The organism is Marinobacter sp. VGCF2001 (genome assembly GCF_049943275.1).
GTDB lineage: Bacteria > Pseudomonadota > Gammaproteobacteria > Pseudomonadales > Oleiphilaceae > Marinobacter.
The window spans coordinates 145,581-160,970 of the sequence record NZ_JBNFVX010000003.1; the positions used below are offsets into that span (position 1 = coordinate 145,581).

Sequence of the window (15,390 nt, forward strand, 5' to 3'; positions counted from 1 at the left end):
ATCCTCGCGGTGCGGCCCGGGTCTCGGTTATACTTCGCCGATCAGTCACTCAGGGGTATGGGTATGCAGCTTGGGCTTGTGCGCCACCTGGTGGTCGCGTTTTCGATGTTGATGGTGCTGACGGTCTCCGGCTGCGGCCAGAAAGGCGATTTATACCGGGAAAATCAGGCATCTGCCGAGGCCGTTGGCTCTGCCGCCGGGGGCGGTATGGTTACCAACAGCGAGAATGCCGACGAGAGCGCCGGCGAGCCCTGAATCAGCCCTTTCCCGACCGGAAGCTTTCAGGAATAGCATGGATCATTTTAATTACCGTAACGGCGAACTCTACGCCGAAGACGTTGCCGTTGCCGATATTGCCGAGCGCTTTGGCACGCCTGCCTATATTTATTCCAGAGCGACGCTGGAACGTCATTATCGTGCCTACGACGAGGCCCTGAAACATCGCCCTCATCTGGTGTGTTACGCAGTCAAGGCCAACAGCAATCTGGCGGTGCTCAATGTTCTGGCGCGGCTCGGAGCCGGCTTTGACATCGTCTCGGCCGGCGAGCTGGAGCGGGTGCTACGGGCCGGCGGCGATGCCGGAAAAGTGGTGTTTTCGGGCGTTGGCAAACAGGAATGGGAAATGAAACGGGCGCTCGAGGCCGGTGTCCGGTGTTTCAATGTGGAATCCGACACCGAGCTGGATCGCCTGAACAAGGTGGCAGGTGAGCTGGGCGTGAAAGCACCGGTTTCCCTGCGGGTGAATCCGGATGTAGACGCCGGTACCCATCCCTATATTTCAACCGGGCTGAAGGAAAACAAGTTCGGTATTGATATTGCCGAGGCCCCGTCCGTCTATGCCCGCGCTGCACAGCTGCCGAATCTGGACATCCAGGGAGTGGATTGCCATATCGGTTCCCAACTGACATCGGTGTCACCCTTCCTGGACGCGCTTGACCGGGTGCTTGCGCTGATCGATACGCTGGCGGAACAGGGCGTTCGCATCCGGCACCTTGATATGGGGGGGGGACTGGGCGTGACCTATAATCAGGAAACGCCGCCTCAGCCGGCCGATTATGTCAAAGCGCTGGCCGAGCGTCTGGGCGACCGGGAGCTGGAACTGGTCATGGAACCCGGCCGTTCCATCGCCGCCAACGCGGGCATTCTGGTAACCCGGGTCGAGTTTTTGAAATGCACTGAGCACCGGAACTTTGCCATCATTGATGCCGCCATGAATGACCTGATCCGGCCCGCACTCTATAGCGCCTGGCAAGCCATCATTCCGGTTCGTCCGCACCAGGACGACGAAGAGAAATCCTGGGACCTGGTGGGCCCGGTGTGTGAAACCGGGGACTTCCTTGGCAAGGAGCGGTCACTGCGCCTGAAGGCCGGAGATTTACTGGCGGTTCGCTCGGCCGGGGCGTACGGATTTGTGATGGCGTCCAACTACAACACCCGAAATCGCCCACCCGAGCTGATGGTGGACGGGGATCAGGTGCATATCGTCCGGCGGCGGGAAACGCTCGACGACCAGTTGGCGCCGGAAAGTTGCCTGCCGGAATGAGCGGGGGAAACGAGATGTCTCAAGCAAGGCGCGGGCAGGGCCCGGTCCTGAGATTTACCAAGATGCACGGGTTAGGCAACGATTTCATGGTGGTCGATGCCATCAGCCAGCCGTTTCGTTTGGCTTCTGAAGCCATACGGGAACTGGCAGACCGCCATTTTGGTATCGGTTTTGATCAGCTGCTGGTCGTGGAGCCCCCGGGGCTGCCGGATGTGGATTTCCGCTATCGGATATTCAATGCCGATGGTTCCGAAGTGGAACAATGCGGCAATGGCGCCCGCTGTTTTGCCCGTTTCGTACGTGATCAGCGATTGACCAATAAACGGGTTATCCGGGTCCAGACCGCCAAAGGTGTTATAGAGCTCAAGGTGGGGCGCGACGGCCGGGTGGCGGTGAATATGGGCGTGCCGGAGCTGAACCCACCCGCCATTCCCTTTGCGGCCGACCGGCGCAAGAGCGTGTACACGGTTGATGCCAACGACGAGACCGTGGAACTGTCCGCCGTCTCCATGGGCAACCCCCATGGCGTGTTGGTGGTAGACAATGTCGACACGGCTCCGGTGGAGACGCTCGGGCCGCTACTGGAAAGGCACCCCCGATTCCCGGCCCGTGCCAACATCGGGTTTTTACAGGTGATCGACCGCAGCCATGCCCGCCTGCGGGTGTTTGAGCGCGGCTCCGGCGAGACCCTGGCGTGTGGCAGTGGTGCTTGCGCTGCGGTGGTGGCCGGTTGCCTGCGGGGCTTGCTGGATACGCGGGTGGAGGTTGAATTGAGAGGTGGCCGGCTGGTCATTGAATGGGCGGGAGAAGGAGCCCCTGTTATGATGGAGGGGCCTGCAACTACCGTCTTTGAAGGTCAGTTCCGGTTGCCCGGAGACGGCCAGCCCCGGCGGCGCAAAAGTGGCCGCCCGGCGGCACATACTGATAAAAATCAAGCCTGAACGATCCGGAGAATACGATGACAGAACAAACGGTCCGCCAGAAGGCCGGCGAACTCACCAGAGAACAGGTCGCGGAGTATCTGAAAGCCAATCCGGACTTTTTTGTCGATCAGGATGAGCTGCTCAGGAGCCTGACCCTGCCCCACGACAGCGGCCGGGCAATTTCCCTGGTGGAGCGTCAGGTGCATTTGTTCCGTGAGCAGCGGGATACCCTGCGCCAGGAGCTGGTAGAGCTGATTTCCATAGCCCGCCAGAATGACCGCCTGTTCGAGAAGAGCAAGCGTTTGTTGATGCAGGTTATCGAGGCGCGCAGTTTGCAGGACATGGCGGCCGCTATTGATGACAGTATTCGCGGTGACTTTGGGCTGGACGCCGCGTCGGTACTGCTGTTCCGTGATAACAGCGGCATTCAGTCCCAGGGCGCGCTCCATGCTGTCGATGCGGTGGTGGCAAGAAAGCGGCTGGGAAGTCTCCTCGACGGTGAGCGGGCAGTCTGCGGCCAGTTCCGGGAAGCCGAGCGTGAATTTCTGTTTCCGGACAGGGATGAACCCATCGCCTCTGTAGCGCTGGTGCCGTTACGCCATGAGGGCCTGGTTGGGGTTTTTGCCGTTGGCAGCTGTGAAACGGGCTATTTCGATCAAAGCATGGGGTCTTTGTTCCTGACCTACATCAGTGACACGCTCAGTCGGCTGTTGCCGCCAATGCTGGCGAAATACACCGTCGGGGCCCCGGTTGCCGATCTGTCCGTGGAGTCTGAAAAAGGGTGAACGTGATGGCCCGCGGCGACAGGCAAGCGAAAGATTCGTCGGCGGTGCTGTCTGAGTTTCTGCGTCACCTGCAATCCGAGAAGCGGCATTCGCCGCGCACCTGTGACCACTATCTGCGCGATCTGGAACGCCTGGCTGCCTGGCTTTCAGACAGCGGAACGGGCGACTGGTCGGCGCTGTCGGCTCACGATGTTCGCCGCTACGTGGCCCGGCTCAGCCGGGACGGGCTGAGTGGCCGAAGCATCGCACGTCATCTCTCGGCCATTCGCCGTTTTTACCAGTACCTGCTCCGGGAAGGCCTGGCCCGGGATAACCCGGCACTGGATGTCCGGGCGCCACGCAGTGGCCGGCGCTTGCCACGGGTTGCGGATGTTGACCAGATGACCCAGTTGCTGGACGCCCCGCCGGAAGATCCGCTGGAAGTCCGGGACCTGGCCATGTTCGAACTGATGTATTCGTCTGGCCTTCGGCTGGCGGAGTTGGCCGGGGCCGACCTCTCTGCGCTTGATCTTCGGGCGGCTGAAATCCGTGTGTTGGGTAAGGGCAACAAGGAGCGGGTGTTGCCGGTTGGTGCCAAGGCTGTCGCGGCATTAACGCGCTGGCTGTCGTGCCGGAAAGCGATGGCAGCAGACGCCGAAACGGCACTGTTCGTCAGCCAGCGCGGGAATCGGCTAAGCCGGCGGAGCATCCAGAGCCGGCTGGCCCGGTGGGGCACAGTGCACGGCGCCGATCAGCGCCTGCATCCGCACCTGTTCAGACACTCGTTTGCCAGCCATATGCTGGAATCCAGTGGCGACTTGCGTGCTGTACAGGAGTTGCTCGGCCACGCGGACATCGCCACCACTCAGGTCTATACTCATTTAGACTTTCAACATCTTGCCCGGGTTTACGACCAGAGCCATCCCCGGGCGCGCCGCCGAACGACCGATCGCACCTGGCGCGAGCAGGACGAACGTGGTGACGACCACTGAGGGAGCAATGCATGGCATCTGATGATTCCTGGAAAGAAAAGTATTTCAGGGAACTGGAAGAGGCAGAACACCGGGAACAACAGTGGGAATCCGAGCGCAATCTGTTGGAGCGAATGCTGGTACGGACCAGTCTGGCCTCAGAGGGGCAGCGCCCCGAGCTGGACGAGTTACTGGCGCGATTACGAGACGACCTCCGCAAAAAACAGATTGATCTCCAGAGCTGGCGGGAGCTTCAGGATCAGATTGATCGCCAGATCACGTTGCTGGACGAACAGTCCGGGCCGGCGCCGGTTGCGCCGGAGCCCCGGGAGGATGTGAATCTGGCCGACACGGCACAGCGATTGAGGATTGCCCGTCGTATTGGCCAGTTGCTGGGCCAGCTGCTGCACCAGGTATCTCTGGAGCCGTCCGCCGAAGCCGAAGCCCGCGAATTGCAACAGACGTTGCTGACCAGTAATGACTGGGAAGTCCTCAGGGAGGGGCTGAACCGGGTGGCGGACCTGGTTATTGCCGCCATTACCCGGAGCCAGAGAGAATTCGAGGCCTTTCTGAAGCGGCTGGATGAGCGTTTGCAGTCATTGCGCCAGCACTTTTCCCAGCAAAGCGATGCCCAGTCGGACCGGCAGGGCGCCACGGCCACCCTTGACCGGGAAATTCGCGCGGAGCTGGACAAGGTAAGCGATGACCTTCGCGCCAGTCAGGATATCCAGACTCTCAAGCAGTCGGTCAGTCAGCGTCTGGAGTTTATCGACAGTGCGCTGGAACGCTTCAGCACCTCTGAAAGTGAACGAGAGAAGCTGCTGGGACAGCAACTGGAGGCCATGCAGGAAAAAATCGCGGCCATGGAGGCAAACTCCGAACAGATGCAGGTGAGGGTGCGAGAGGAGCGCCAGCGGGCCCTGACCGACCTGCTGACCCAGTTGCCCAATCGGGAGGCCTGGCAGGAACGCTTATCGTTCGAATACAACCGTTGGCTCCGGTATCACCATCCCCTGACGGTGGCGGTGCTCGATGTCGACCTGTTCAAGCGCATTAATGATTCCTATGGCCACAAGGCAGGTGATCGCGTGCTGCAGTTGATTGCCCGGGAGATGCGGGCGCGGCTTCGTTCGACCGACTTTATTGCCCGATTTGGTGGCGAGGAGTTTGTCGCGCTGCTGCCGGAAACCGGGCCAGAGGAGGCCCTCCGGGTACTTGATGCATTGCGTGGCCATGTGTCGGGCTTGCCGTTTCACTTCAGCGGCGAGCCGGTGACCATCACGTTCTCCGCCGGGCTGACAGGGTTTCAGCCCGACGACACGGAGGAATCAGTGTTCGAGCGGGCGGACCGGGCTCTGTATCAGTCCAAAGAAGAAGGCCGGAACCGGGTAACGGCCCTCTGACAGGCTGCAGTCAGTGTCGGAGTTGTGCATCCAGTTCGTCGATGACTTCCGCCCAGTCGCTGTCTTCTTCCAGGCCCTCTTCCAGAAAATGCGATTGGCTTTCGGACCAGAAGGGCGCGTCTTGAATGGCAACTTCGGTTGGCAGGGGCGAATTCCTGGCAATGAATTCCTCGATTTCCGTTTGTTCCGAGGGCAGTCCCAGTTGCTCGAACAGGGTGCTCAGGCTGTGTTTGCTGGTGTCCATGGTGCGTTACCTCCATCAGCTGAATGGCAAAATGCAATCCTGCACGATTGCAGGTATGGTTTTCTGAAATGTAGTGGACCCGCCGAGGATATCCAGTGAAGTTTCTCTTACCCTCCCTCTATTGTTTTGTCTTGCTGGTTTTTCAAGGGGGAGCGTTGGCCGATCCACCCCAGGAATCACCCGCTCCGGTACTGGGGCTTGAGGACTTGCAGTGGTTATCACAGCAGGATGGATTCAACGTTGGCGTTCGGCACACCCAGGTACCGCTGGTTTTCGATACCGGCGAGGGCCGGATGGCCGGCATCTGGGTGGATTATCTCAACCGCTTGTCGTCCAAGCTCGAATTGCCGGTTGAGCCTTTTCTGATCGGCCAGGCGCGGGAGGGCACCGCCCCTGAGCCGGACCTGATTCTCACCACCCGATTACCGGAAGCACCGGTTATTCCAGGTGTTCGACACACGGCTCCACTGATGTCGTTGACCTACGGCGTATTCGTGAATGCCGGTGACGCCGCCATCCGAAGCCTCTCTGATCTCGAAGCCGCAAAGGTGGCCATCGTCGGGGGCGATCCCAACCAGTTTCCGTTGCTGGACCCGGTGGAGAACTTTACGCCGGTGCCGGTATCCGGTCTTGGAGAAGCGGTCAGCCGAGTGATCTCCGGCGAAGCCGATGCCTTCCTCGGACCGGTGCCGGTGGTCTCTGATTATCTGGAGTCGGCCATGATCAACGGGGTCGGGCTGGCCGTGTTGCTGGACCGCCGCCCGGTGGAGGTGGTGCTTCAGGTTCCGATTGAGCAGAAGCGCTTGTTCCGGGTTTTTGATCGCACGGTCTCGGCGCTCAGCCACCAGGAACACCGCAACATCCGTCAATCCTGGCTTGCAGGTGACACGCCGGCCGTTGAAGCGCGTAACGTGCCGTTGTCGACCGATGAATTGCAGTGGCTGGCCAGTAATTCGGAAGTGACGGTCGGCATACGCTCGGATTGGCCGCCGTTTGAATTTGAAGAAGATGGCCGGCCCGCCGGCCTGGTCGCAGACCTGCTCGGCCGCCTGGAGCAGGACCTCAGTATCCGTTTCGAGAAGATCACCGTGGACAGCCGTGCCAGCGCTGAGGCCATGCTCAAATCCGGTGAACTGGATGTGCTTCCCGGAATGTCCCGCACCCCCAGGACCGATCAGGAGTTTCTCTTTACCCGGGCGTATGTGAATGTGCCCATCGCCCTGGCCATCCGCGATACCGGTCGCTTCATCGGAGACCTTCGGGAACTCCGCGATGAGCGGGTAGGGGTGGTCAGCCGCCAGGCCAGCCACGACTATCTGCTGATTAATCATCCGAATCTTGACTTGTACCCCCAGAGGACCGTTGAAGAGGGGTTGTTGGCACTGTCCAACGGCGACCTCGACGTTATGGTGACGCACATCCCGGCGGTCAGCTATACCGTAGCCCGTCTGGGGCTGTCGAATCTGCGGATTACCAGCATCACACCCTATCAGTATGACTTGCGCCTGGCGGTGAGCCCTGAGAACCCGGAGCTCCACCGTATTCTTAACAAGGCACTGGGCAGTCTGCCTGCCTCAGAGACGGAAGCGATTTATAACCGCTGGATTCATCTGGATATCGAGCAGGAAGCGGACTACACGGTAGTGCGCCGGATCATTCTGATCGCCATCGTGGTGGTACTTATCTTTCTTTACTGGAACCGCAAGCTCTCGCTGGAAGTGGATGAGCGTATCCGATCGGAGAATGCCCTGCGCCGAAGCGAGGACGAATTGCGCGCGGCCAAGCTGGAGGCGGAACGGCTGGCCCGGGAGGCCGAGGCCGCAAGCCGCGCCAAGAGCGAGTTTCTCGCCAATATGTCTCACGAAATCCGTACCCCGATGAACGCGGTCATCGGTTACAGCGACCTGCTGTACAATTCGGTGACCGATCCGCAACAGCGAAATTACCTGAATGCGATCCGCGCGGGCAGCCGCAGCCTGCTGATGTTGATCAACGATATCCTGGACCTGTCCCGGATCGAGGCCGGCAAGATGCGCCTGGATTTCGGGCCGGTGTCTGTGCGCCGGTTGCTGAGCGATGTGCGCCATATTTTCGATCTGCGGGCCACCGAGCAGGGGATTACCCTTGAGGTCAGCGTGGGCTCGGGGATGCCGTCTGCCATGATGCTGGATGAAACCCGGTTGCGGCAGGTGTTGTTTAATCTGGTGGGTAATGCCATCAAGTTCACCCACCAGGGGGGCGTGACCGTGCGGGCGGTGGCCGAGCCCCTGGGTGAACCGGAAGATCAGGATGCCGAGGTATGCCATTACCGGCTGGTGGTGACGGTTGCCGACTCCGGTATCGGCATTGCCCCAGACCAGCGGGAGCGCATATTCGAGGCTTTTGAGCAGCAGGAAGGGCAAAGCTCCCGCCGCTATGGTGGTACCGGGCTCGGGTTGGCCATCAGCCGGAAACTGGCGGAAATGATGGGCGGCGAGCTGACGGTGCAAAGCGCGGCCAATGAGGGCTCCACCTTCACGGTGGTGTTGCCCAGGGTGGAGGCCACCGTGGAACAGGCGGACGACGATGGCACGCCGGAGGAATCCGAGCGCCTGCTGGCCCGGACCATGAGTATGCACGAGCGTGGCTGGCTGCGGGAGAAACTGGCCGAGGACTTCGGCAATGAATGGCAGGAGGTGCGAGAGAGTGGAGATCCGGAGCAGATGAAAGATTTTGCCGCTCGCATCGTCGAGTGGGGTCGGCGGCACCGGTCTTCTTCAGTGACGCGTTACGGTGAAAAATTGCTGGCCGATGTGGAGGCTTTCAATCTGGACGCGGTCAATACCGCTCTGGACGCGTTCCCCCGGTTGCTCGGGCAGGATTAGGTGTGCCGGGGTGTGCTAAAGACAATCGAACTGCGAATGGCGGTCGAAGGCAACGGCGACCATATCGTAGCCGGAATCGGACAGTGACTGGATGAGCTCACGGTCTTTCAGCAGTGCCATGCAGACCTTGTGTACGCTGGCCTGCAGCTGGTCAGTGGCGGGCTGATGATTGTGGAGGCGAAAATCGACGATCAGATACTTCCGGTCGACGCTGGCCTGTACCGGGATGTCTTCGCGTTCCACGCTTTCATAACCGATGTAGGTAGCCTCATGCGCCTGGAAGACCTGGCTCATAAGAATATCCAGATTTTCAGCAAAGGCCTGGGTGGATACCAGACAAAACATCAGGCCGGTAATAACGGCTTGGCTGATGGCGCGCATAGAAAAGCTCCCCGGGGCACTTGAAGTACGAAGCGTCTGTAACGGAGTGTAAACTTTGGTTACAGTTGATTGTTGCAGACTGAGTCGCGTTTTTCCTCCCGGAGCGTTTCAATTTTTCAATTGTTTGCAATGCCGCAACAATCGCGTGCCGGTTGCATCCGTGTTGCCGGGCCCTGTGGCGAGCGACGATTTCAGCTATTATTGGGCCACAGTTGTTGTAAAAAAGCAGAGGGATAGCCATGTACCAGCTCGTGTTCAAGGGAGAGTGCACACCGGGCACCGATTTGGAAACCGCCCGCCAGAATGCCCGGGCCCTGTTCAAGGCCAGTGTGGAGCAGGTAGACCGGATGTTCAGCGGGCAACCGGTGGTCATCCGGAACCGGCTTGAGCAAGTGCAGGCCGAGAAATACCTGGCCGTGCTGAAAAAACACGGGATGGTCGCCTACGTTCAGCCAATGTCCGGGGCGAGTGCAGGCAAACCGTCTTCCTCTGCGCCCGCACAAACGCCGGCGTCCAGACCGGCCGAGCCTGCCCCGGCGCCCCGGGAGCCTTCGCAAGCAACCTCGGGCGCCGGCCAGGCGCCAGCTGTGGAGCCGGGGGACCGCCTGCCGGTGGCGGGCGAACAAGTGGATCGTATCCTTGCCGGTTCCGGGCTCAGCCTGGACCCGGTGGGGGTAACGCTCGCAGAACACGAGGAGCCTGAAGCGCCGATGTTCGAGCACCTGGATGACTGGAGCCTTGCGCCAGCGGGCAGCGACCTCGGAGTCAGGCGGGATCTGCCGCCACCGGTCGCGCCGGATACCTCTCATCTGTCCCTGGCAGACGATGATAACGCGCAGAGCTCGTGACAGGTTCGTGAGAGCCTTCCTTCAACTGCTTTGTTTGCTGGTTGTTCTGCCCTGGTTCCAGCTGGCCCTGGCCGAGCCCCGCGAGGACAACACACGCCCGACCATTGGGCTGGTGCTCAGTGGTGGTGGAGCCAAAGGAATGGCCCACGTCGGCGTGCTGCGGGTTCTTGAGGAAATGCAGGTGCCTGTTGATGTGGTGGTGGGCACCAGTGCGGGTTCCGCCGTGGCTGCGCTGTACGCCACGGGTATGCCGGTAGAGGAAATTGAACAGCGGTTTATTGCCCTGGACTGGCTGTCCAGCTTCCGTGACGACCCCGGGCGAGCCTACAAACCGGTACGCCGGAAGCAGGATGACTGGCGCTTACCGCTGGTACCCGGTGTCGGCATCAATTCCGAGGGCTTTCAGTTTGGTGGCGGGCTGGTCACCGGCCAGAACCTTGGCTTTATCCTGAATGAACTGACTCGCAATGCGGCGTTGGTTAACGATTTTGACCAGCTACCTATCCCCTTCCGTGCCATCGCGACCGATCTGGAGACGGGGGTTGAAGTGGTGCTTGGCGATGGCAATCTGGCCGATGCCATTCGTGCCAGTATGAGTATTCCCGGCGTGTATGCGCCGGTTGAGCGGGGCGGCCGGTTGCTGGTCGACGGCGGCGTTGCGAATAACCTGCCGGTGAGCGTAGCCCGGGAGATGGGTGCTGAGGTGGTGATTGCGGTGGATATTACCGATTCATTGCTGGCCACCGAAGATGTTCGCGGCGCGTTTTCGGTGGTCGGGCAGCTGACCACGCTGATGACCCGGCGTAATACCGATTTCCAGCTGGGATTGCTGACCGGTCAGGACATTCTCATTCAGCCGGATTTGCAGGGCCATACCTCTTCGGATTTTTACGATGCACCGGTTTTGTTCGAGTTGGGTGCTACCGGCGCCCGAGACCATGCGGTTGACCTGAACCGATTGTCGGTGTCCGACACCGAGTGGCGAAAATACCGGAACCGGCTCCGAACCGGGCACGGGCCCCTCGCTCCGATTGCCCGGATAGAGTTGCGCAAGGGCCACCGGCTGGCCAGTGATTTTCTGCGAGAGCGCATCAGCCAACCGGAGGGTGAACCGCTGGACGTGCAGCGGTTGGAAGCGGACCTCAAACGTATCTACGGGCTGGGCTATTACGAATCGGTGTCCTGGTCGTTGCAGCCCTCGGATGAAGGGCCGGTTTTGATCATTCAGGTGCGGGAGAAAAGCTGGGGACCTAATTACCTGTCGTTTGGCCTGAATTACGAGGATAACTTTGACGGCGATACCCGTTTTAACCTGGCGACGGGGTTGCGGATGACGGAACTCAACCGGCTTGGCGCCGAATGGCAGACGAGTTTTCAGTTGGGCACCCAACCATGGGCACGCAGCCAGTGGTATCAGCCGCTGGACTATGGCTATGACCGGTTTGCGGTGGCGGGGGTGGAATACCGCCGGGATGATTTCAGCATATACGATAACGGCGAGCGTATTGCCGAGATTGATGTGACTTTCCGCCAGCTGGATCTGGCGGTGGGCCTGGAACTGGGCGGAGATGGCGAAATCCGGTTGGGCTACGTGCGTGGCTACGCCACGGTGGAAGAGCAGGTTGGCGAATCGGTGGCGCCTTCGGGCAAGGTGCATCAGGGCTTTGGTAGCCTTCAGCTGGTACACGATTCGCTCAGCGATGCCTTCTACCCGAAGTCCGGCGCGTTTGCCGGTATCCGCGGCCGGATGGAGCGGGAAGCGCTGGGCAGTGACAGGGAATTCGATGCCCTTACCGGAATGTTATTGGGGACCGGCACCTGGCAACGATTCAACCTGACCGGTTTGCTGTATACCCGCCAGGTGATCAGTGGTCAGCCCGGTGTCGAGAATGTGGTGCGCCTGGGTGGTTTCCGTCAGTTATCGGCCTATGCCCCGGGAGAGATTACCGGCAATGATGCAGCACTAATGGCAGCCTGGGCCCGGAGGGAGTTTGGCGGCCCCATTCTGCCCTGGTTCACCGGCGTTGGTTTCGAAACCGGTAATGCCTGGGAGGGCATGGACGAGGCAAGCTGGTCCGGGCTGGTTCGCTCCTGGAGTGTCTTTGCCGGCGTGGATACGTTTCTCGGGCCGGTGCAGCTTTCGGCCGCCTACAACAATCAGGACGAGTGGGCCGCTTACCTCAACATTGGTTTCTCATTTACCCAGCTGTTCTACTAAGCGGCGCGCCGGACAGGGCTCATTTCAGTGCAGACAGCACTTGCTCGCACTGTTGAATGGCGTAGCGATGCAGTATGTCTGCCAGCGCCTGCTCGTCGCGCTCCCTAATGGCGCGGATGGACTCTTCCATGTGAGCAAGGTTGTCCTCCAGCACTTGCTTGCCTCCGTGACGGAAGGCCACGAAGGCGCAGCGTTTGGCCGAGGGCCAGAGGTCCTCAATGGCAGACACGATGAAATAGTTGTCGGCGTAGACCAGTGAGGCCTTGGTGTATTCAATGCCCAGTTCGAGAAACGCCATCAGGTCGTTTTTCTGGAAGCAATCGCGCATCTGTACGTGCAGGGATTCCAGCCGCTCCATGTCGGCCGGTTGCCACTGCCTCACCAGTTTTCGCCCGGTGTGTGTCAGATACAGTTCCAGAGTTTCGTAGAGGCTGCGGACAAAATGCTCGTCCAGGGGCGTGACAAAAGCGCCCTTGCGCGGAATGTTTCGCACCAGGTGGCGTTTCTCAAGCAGCAACAGCCCTTCACGGATCGACCCGTGGCTGACATCCATCTGCTTGGCCATGGCGCTTTCGTAGATGCGTTCCCCGGAATGGAGTTGCTCGAAAGCGATCAGGTTTTCGACATGGCGAGCGACCTGTTCGGTCAGGGTTTCTCTGGGTTTGAATGCGGTCATGAAATGGTCGTTTACAGCGTCAGTCGTGGCCTCATATTCGCACAAGCGCTGCTTCGGGGCCAGATCAAAGTAGTGGTGCCAGCAAGCGCACGGCCCGGCAGCACAGCCGGAACAGAATGGAACGTTCGCGATAGTCGTACTCGGTCATCAGGCGGCAGGCCTCCAGGTCATCTTCCAGCATGCTTTCCACCTCCCGGATAAACGCCGGGCAGGTGTTGATGGTGGTAATCTCGAAGTTGAGCCGCATGGAGCGGTTATCGAGGTTGGCGGTGCCAATCGCCGCATAGCGGTTGTCCACCAACACGACTTTCTGATGCATGAAACCGGGCTGGTAACGGTAGATGCCAATACCGGACTGGCTGGCCTGAACCAGGTAGGAATAGGCGGCCAGTCGAACCAGCGGGCTGTCGGTTTTTTCAGGAATCAGGATACGTACATCCACCCCCCTGAGAGCGGCCAGTTGCAGGGCGTTCATAATCTGGAAGTCGGGCACAAAATAGGGCGATGCAATCCACACCCGGTAGCGGGCATTGTTGATGCAGTTCAGGAAAAACAGGGCGCAGGTTTCCCAGGTGTCGGCCGGCCCGGTAGGAAGAACCAGAACTTCCTGATCGCCCGGTGGCGGTGCGTTCGAAACCCAATCAAGCTCGGGCCGGATATTGCTGGCCCAGTTCCAATCCTCCAGCCAGGCCAGCTGAAGGCCGGTCACTGCCGGCCCCTCGATCCGGCAATGGGTGTCGCGCCAGGGTTCCTGATCCATTGCGGTGCCCAAATACTCGTCGCCGAGATTGATGCCGCCAACAAAACCCACCTGACCATCGCAGACCAGCAGTTTCCGGTGATTCCGGAAATTGATCTGGAATCGCCGCCGCCGGATATTACCATCACCGAAAGAGGCGATGCGGGCGCCAGCAGCGGACAGTTCATTCAGCCACTTGCGAGACAGAAACGCGCTGCCAATATCATCGTAAAGAAACCACACCTCAACGCCCTGAGCCAGCTTTCGTTCCAGGATGGCCTTGATGCGCCGACCTACGCGGTCTGACCGGACGATGTAAAATTCCAGCAGCAGATAGTGACGGGCGTCTTCCATCGCGTCGAAAAGGGCCTCGAACGTGGCCTCGCCGTCGCGCAGCAGCGTGCAATGGTTGCCGCTGGTGAAAGGCTGTCGCCCCAGTTTCCAGAGCACCTGCAATTCATCGCTGAGCGACTCCTGGCCCGGGTGGGCGATGGAGGTGGTCTGGCGCTCGAAACGATCCAGCAGATTGCCCAGTGATTGGTCGCCCATCCGGCGCGCTTTCACATAGCCACCAAACCGTGACCGGCCAATCAGCAGGAACATGGGTACCGCAACATAAGGCAGGCCGATCAGCGCGAGAATCCAGGCAATGGCTCCTTGTGTTGTCCGGTAGGTGAGCAGAATCCGGTAGATACAGGCCAGTGCCGACAGGTACAGCGCACCCAGAAAAATCGCCAGCAGAGACAGATTGTCATCAACCATGGTTAACCCCTCGATGTGAGGCACGGAACTGCACCGGCGCAACACCGGTCCAGCGCTTGAACGCCCGGCTGAAGGCGCTCAATTCGGAGAACCCCAGCAGGAAGGCAATTTCCCCGAGGGCGTAACGATCTTCAGCTACGTAGCGCAGGGCTTTATCTTTGCGCACCTGTTCCACCAGATCGTGGAAACTGAGTCCTTCTTTCCTGAGCTTGCGATACAGGGTTTGCCGGCTCATGTGGCACTGCCCGGCCAGGGTGTCGGCGTCGATCCGGTCGGTTGCCATCTGGCGGGAAATCAGCCGCCGCACCTTCCGGCTGAAGGTGCGGCGGCTCTGCAACCGGGCCAGCACTGCGTTCACCTGTTTCAGCACCGCGGAATAGACGTACGGGTTCCGGTGCGGAATAGGGTGGCCCAGGTGTTTGCTGTCGAAGGCCAGCCGGGTAATGCCGGAGCCAAAACTGACGGCGCCACCAAACAGTTTGAAATACTCGGCGGCGTAGGGTGGTTCCGGGTGCGCGACTTCCAGCCAGTCGGCCCGGATACCACGATGGATAAAATGTCGGGTGCGGCACAGGGCGGCGGCGAGGGTGCGGTCCATATCCTGGCGACAGTAGTGGTCCGGGTGATCCGGCTGCCAGGTGAGAATGGCCTGGTCCGGTGTCTGTTCGAAGCTCAGGGTGACCGATTCGTTGATCAGTCGGTGTAATCTCACGTATTGGACTACCGCCTCGCCCAGTGTGTCGCAGTTGAAGAAAACGTGGCCGACCAGCCCCATGCGCTCGGGGTCGATCACTTGCCCGGCATGAAGGCCAACGCCGGGGTCGCCGGTCAGTTCCTCGGCCAGCGCCCAAAGCCGGTAGTGGGCGTGCGCCGGCACGCGCAGATCCGGATCGCTCAGGGTGTCTGGCGCCAGCCCGGTCACGGCTGTTACCCGGGCAGTATCCAGTAATCCCCGGGTGTCCAGATAGTGCATCAGTGCCAGGGTGCTCGACGCCGCAACCTGGGGGGCTTCTGTGTGTTCAGACTGCGCCTGCATACCTGGATTCGGCTCCCG

At 60.2% G+C, this 15,390-nt stretch carries 14 protein-coding genes; 9 read left to right on the forward strand and 5 right to left on the reverse strand.

Annotation, left to right across the window (positions count from 1 at the left end; genetic code table 11):
- The first annotated feature begins 63 nt into the window (after positions 1-63).
- The 6 genes from lptM to ACP2AU_RS06075 are packed head-to-tail and all read left to right on the forward strand — an operon-like array spanning position 64 to position 5,604.
- Complete coding sequence (gene lptM / locus ACP2AU_RS06050) at positions 64-255, forward strand: LPS translocon maturation chaperone LptM (RefSeq protein ID WP_426375212.1); 192 nt, start codon at positions 64-66, stop codon at positions 253-255.
- Between the two features lie 37 nt (positions 256-292).
- On the forward strand, positions 293-1,543 hold the full coding sequence (gene lysA, locus ACP2AU_RS06055) for a diaminopimelate decarboxylase (RefSeq protein ID WP_426375213.1): 1,251 nt from the start codon (positions 293-295) through the stop codon (positions 1,541-1,543).
- A gap of 14 nt (positions 1,544-1,557) precedes the next feature.
- Positions 1,558-2,484 carry a diaminopimelate epimerase gene (gene dapF, locus ACP2AU_RS06060; RefSeq protein WP_426375214.1) on the forward strand — a complete coding sequence of 309 codons (927 nt, stop codon included), beginning with the start codon at positions 1,558-1,560 and terminating at the stop codon, positions 2,482-2,484.
- A gap of 17 nt (positions 2,485-2,501) precedes the next feature.
- On the forward strand, positions 2,502-3,251 hold the full coding sequence (locus ACP2AU_RS06065; RefSeq protein WP_426375215.1) for a DUF484 family protein: 750 nt from the start codon (positions 2,502-2,504) through the stop codon (positions 3,249-3,251).
- A gap of 5 nt (positions 3,252-3,256) precedes the next feature.
- Positions 3,257-4,222, forward strand: a complete 966-nt coding sequence (gene xerC, locus ACP2AU_RS06070) for a tyrosine recombinase XerC (RefSeq protein WP_426375216.1) — start codon at positions 3,257-3,259, stop codon at positions 4,220-4,222.
- A gap of 11 nt (positions 4,223-4,233) precedes the next feature.
- Positions 4,234-5,604: a diguanylate cyclase gene (locus ACP2AU_RS06075; RefSeq protein WP_426375217.1), complete on the forward strand. Its 1,371-nt coding sequence runs from the start codon at positions 4,234-4,236 to the stop codon at positions 5,602-5,604.
- A gap of 10 nt (positions 5,605-5,614) precedes the next feature.
- On the opposite strand, the gene ACP2AU_RS06080 is transcribed toward ACP2AU_RS06075, so the two are convergent.
- Complete coding sequence (locus tag ACP2AU_RS06080) at positions 5,615-5,848, reverse strand: DUF2789 domain-containing protein (RefSeq protein WP_426375218.1); 234 nt, start codon at positions 5,846-5,848, stop codon at positions 5,615-5,617.
- A gap of 155 nt (positions 5,849-6,003) precedes the next feature.
- On the opposite strand from ACP2AU_RS06080, the gene ACP2AU_RS06085 reads away from it, so the two are divergent.
- Positions 6,004-8,712, forward strand: coding sequence for an ATP-binding protein (locus tag ACP2AU_RS06085; protein ID WP_426375219.1), 2,709 nt, complete (start codon positions 6,004-6,006; stop codon positions 8,710-8,712).
- A gap of 15 nt (positions 8,713-8,727) precedes the next feature.
- On the opposite strand, the gene ACP2AU_RS06090 is transcribed toward ACP2AU_RS06085, so the two are convergent.
- On the reverse strand, positions 8,728-9,093 hold the full coding sequence (locus tag ACP2AU_RS06090; RefSeq protein ID WP_426375220.1) for a hypothetical protein: 366 nt from the start codon (positions 9,091-9,093) through the stop codon (positions 8,728-8,730).
- A gap of 239 nt (positions 9,094-9,332) precedes the next feature.
- Here ACP2AU_RS06090 and ACP2AU_RS06095 point away from each other — a divergent pair, with 239 nt between their 5' ends.
- Both ACP2AU_RS06095 and ACP2AU_RS06100 read left to right on the forward strand, forming a co-directional pair.
- Positions 9,333-9,941, forward strand: coding sequence for a hypothetical protein (locus ACP2AU_RS06095; protein WP_426375221.1), 609 nt, complete (start codon positions 9,333-9,335; stop codon positions 9,939-9,941).
- A gap of 139 nt (positions 9,942-10,080) precedes the next feature.
- The gene (locus tag ACP2AU_RS06100; RefSeq protein ID WP_426375320.1) at positions 10,081-12,159 is read left to right on the forward strand and encodes a patatin-like phospholipase family protein; all 2,079 of its coding nucleotides are present in this window, start codon (positions 10,081-10,083) and stop codon (positions 12,157-12,159) included.
- A gap of 19 nt (positions 12,160-12,178) precedes the next feature.
- On the opposite strand, the gene ACP2AU_RS06105 is transcribed toward ACP2AU_RS06100, so the two are convergent.
- The 3 genes from ACP2AU_RS06105 to ACP2AU_RS06115 all read right to left on the reverse strand — a co-directional run bounded on the left by ACP2AU_RS06105 (position 12,179) and on the right by ACP2AU_RS06115 (position 15,372).
- Positions 12,179-12,835, reverse strand: a complete 657-nt coding sequence (locus ACP2AU_RS06105) for a GntR family transcriptional regulator (RefSeq protein WP_426375222.1) — start codon at positions 12,833-12,835, stop codon at positions 12,179-12,181.
- A gap of 64 nt (positions 12,836-12,899) precedes the next feature.
- Entirely contained in the window at positions 12,900-14,336 is a 1,437-nt protein-coding gene (cls, locus tag ACP2AU_RS06110; protein ID WP_426375223.1) for a cardiolipin synthase, read from the reverse strand.
- Positions 14,329-15,372, reverse strand: coding sequence for an AraC family transcriptional regulator (locus ACP2AU_RS06115; protein ID WP_426375224.1), 1,044 nt, complete (start codon positions 15,370-15,372; stop codon positions 14,329-14,331). The genes cls and ACP2AU_RS06115 overlap by 8 nt, the downstream gene beginning before the upstream one ends.
- Positions 15,373-15,390 lie beyond the last annotated feature (18 nt).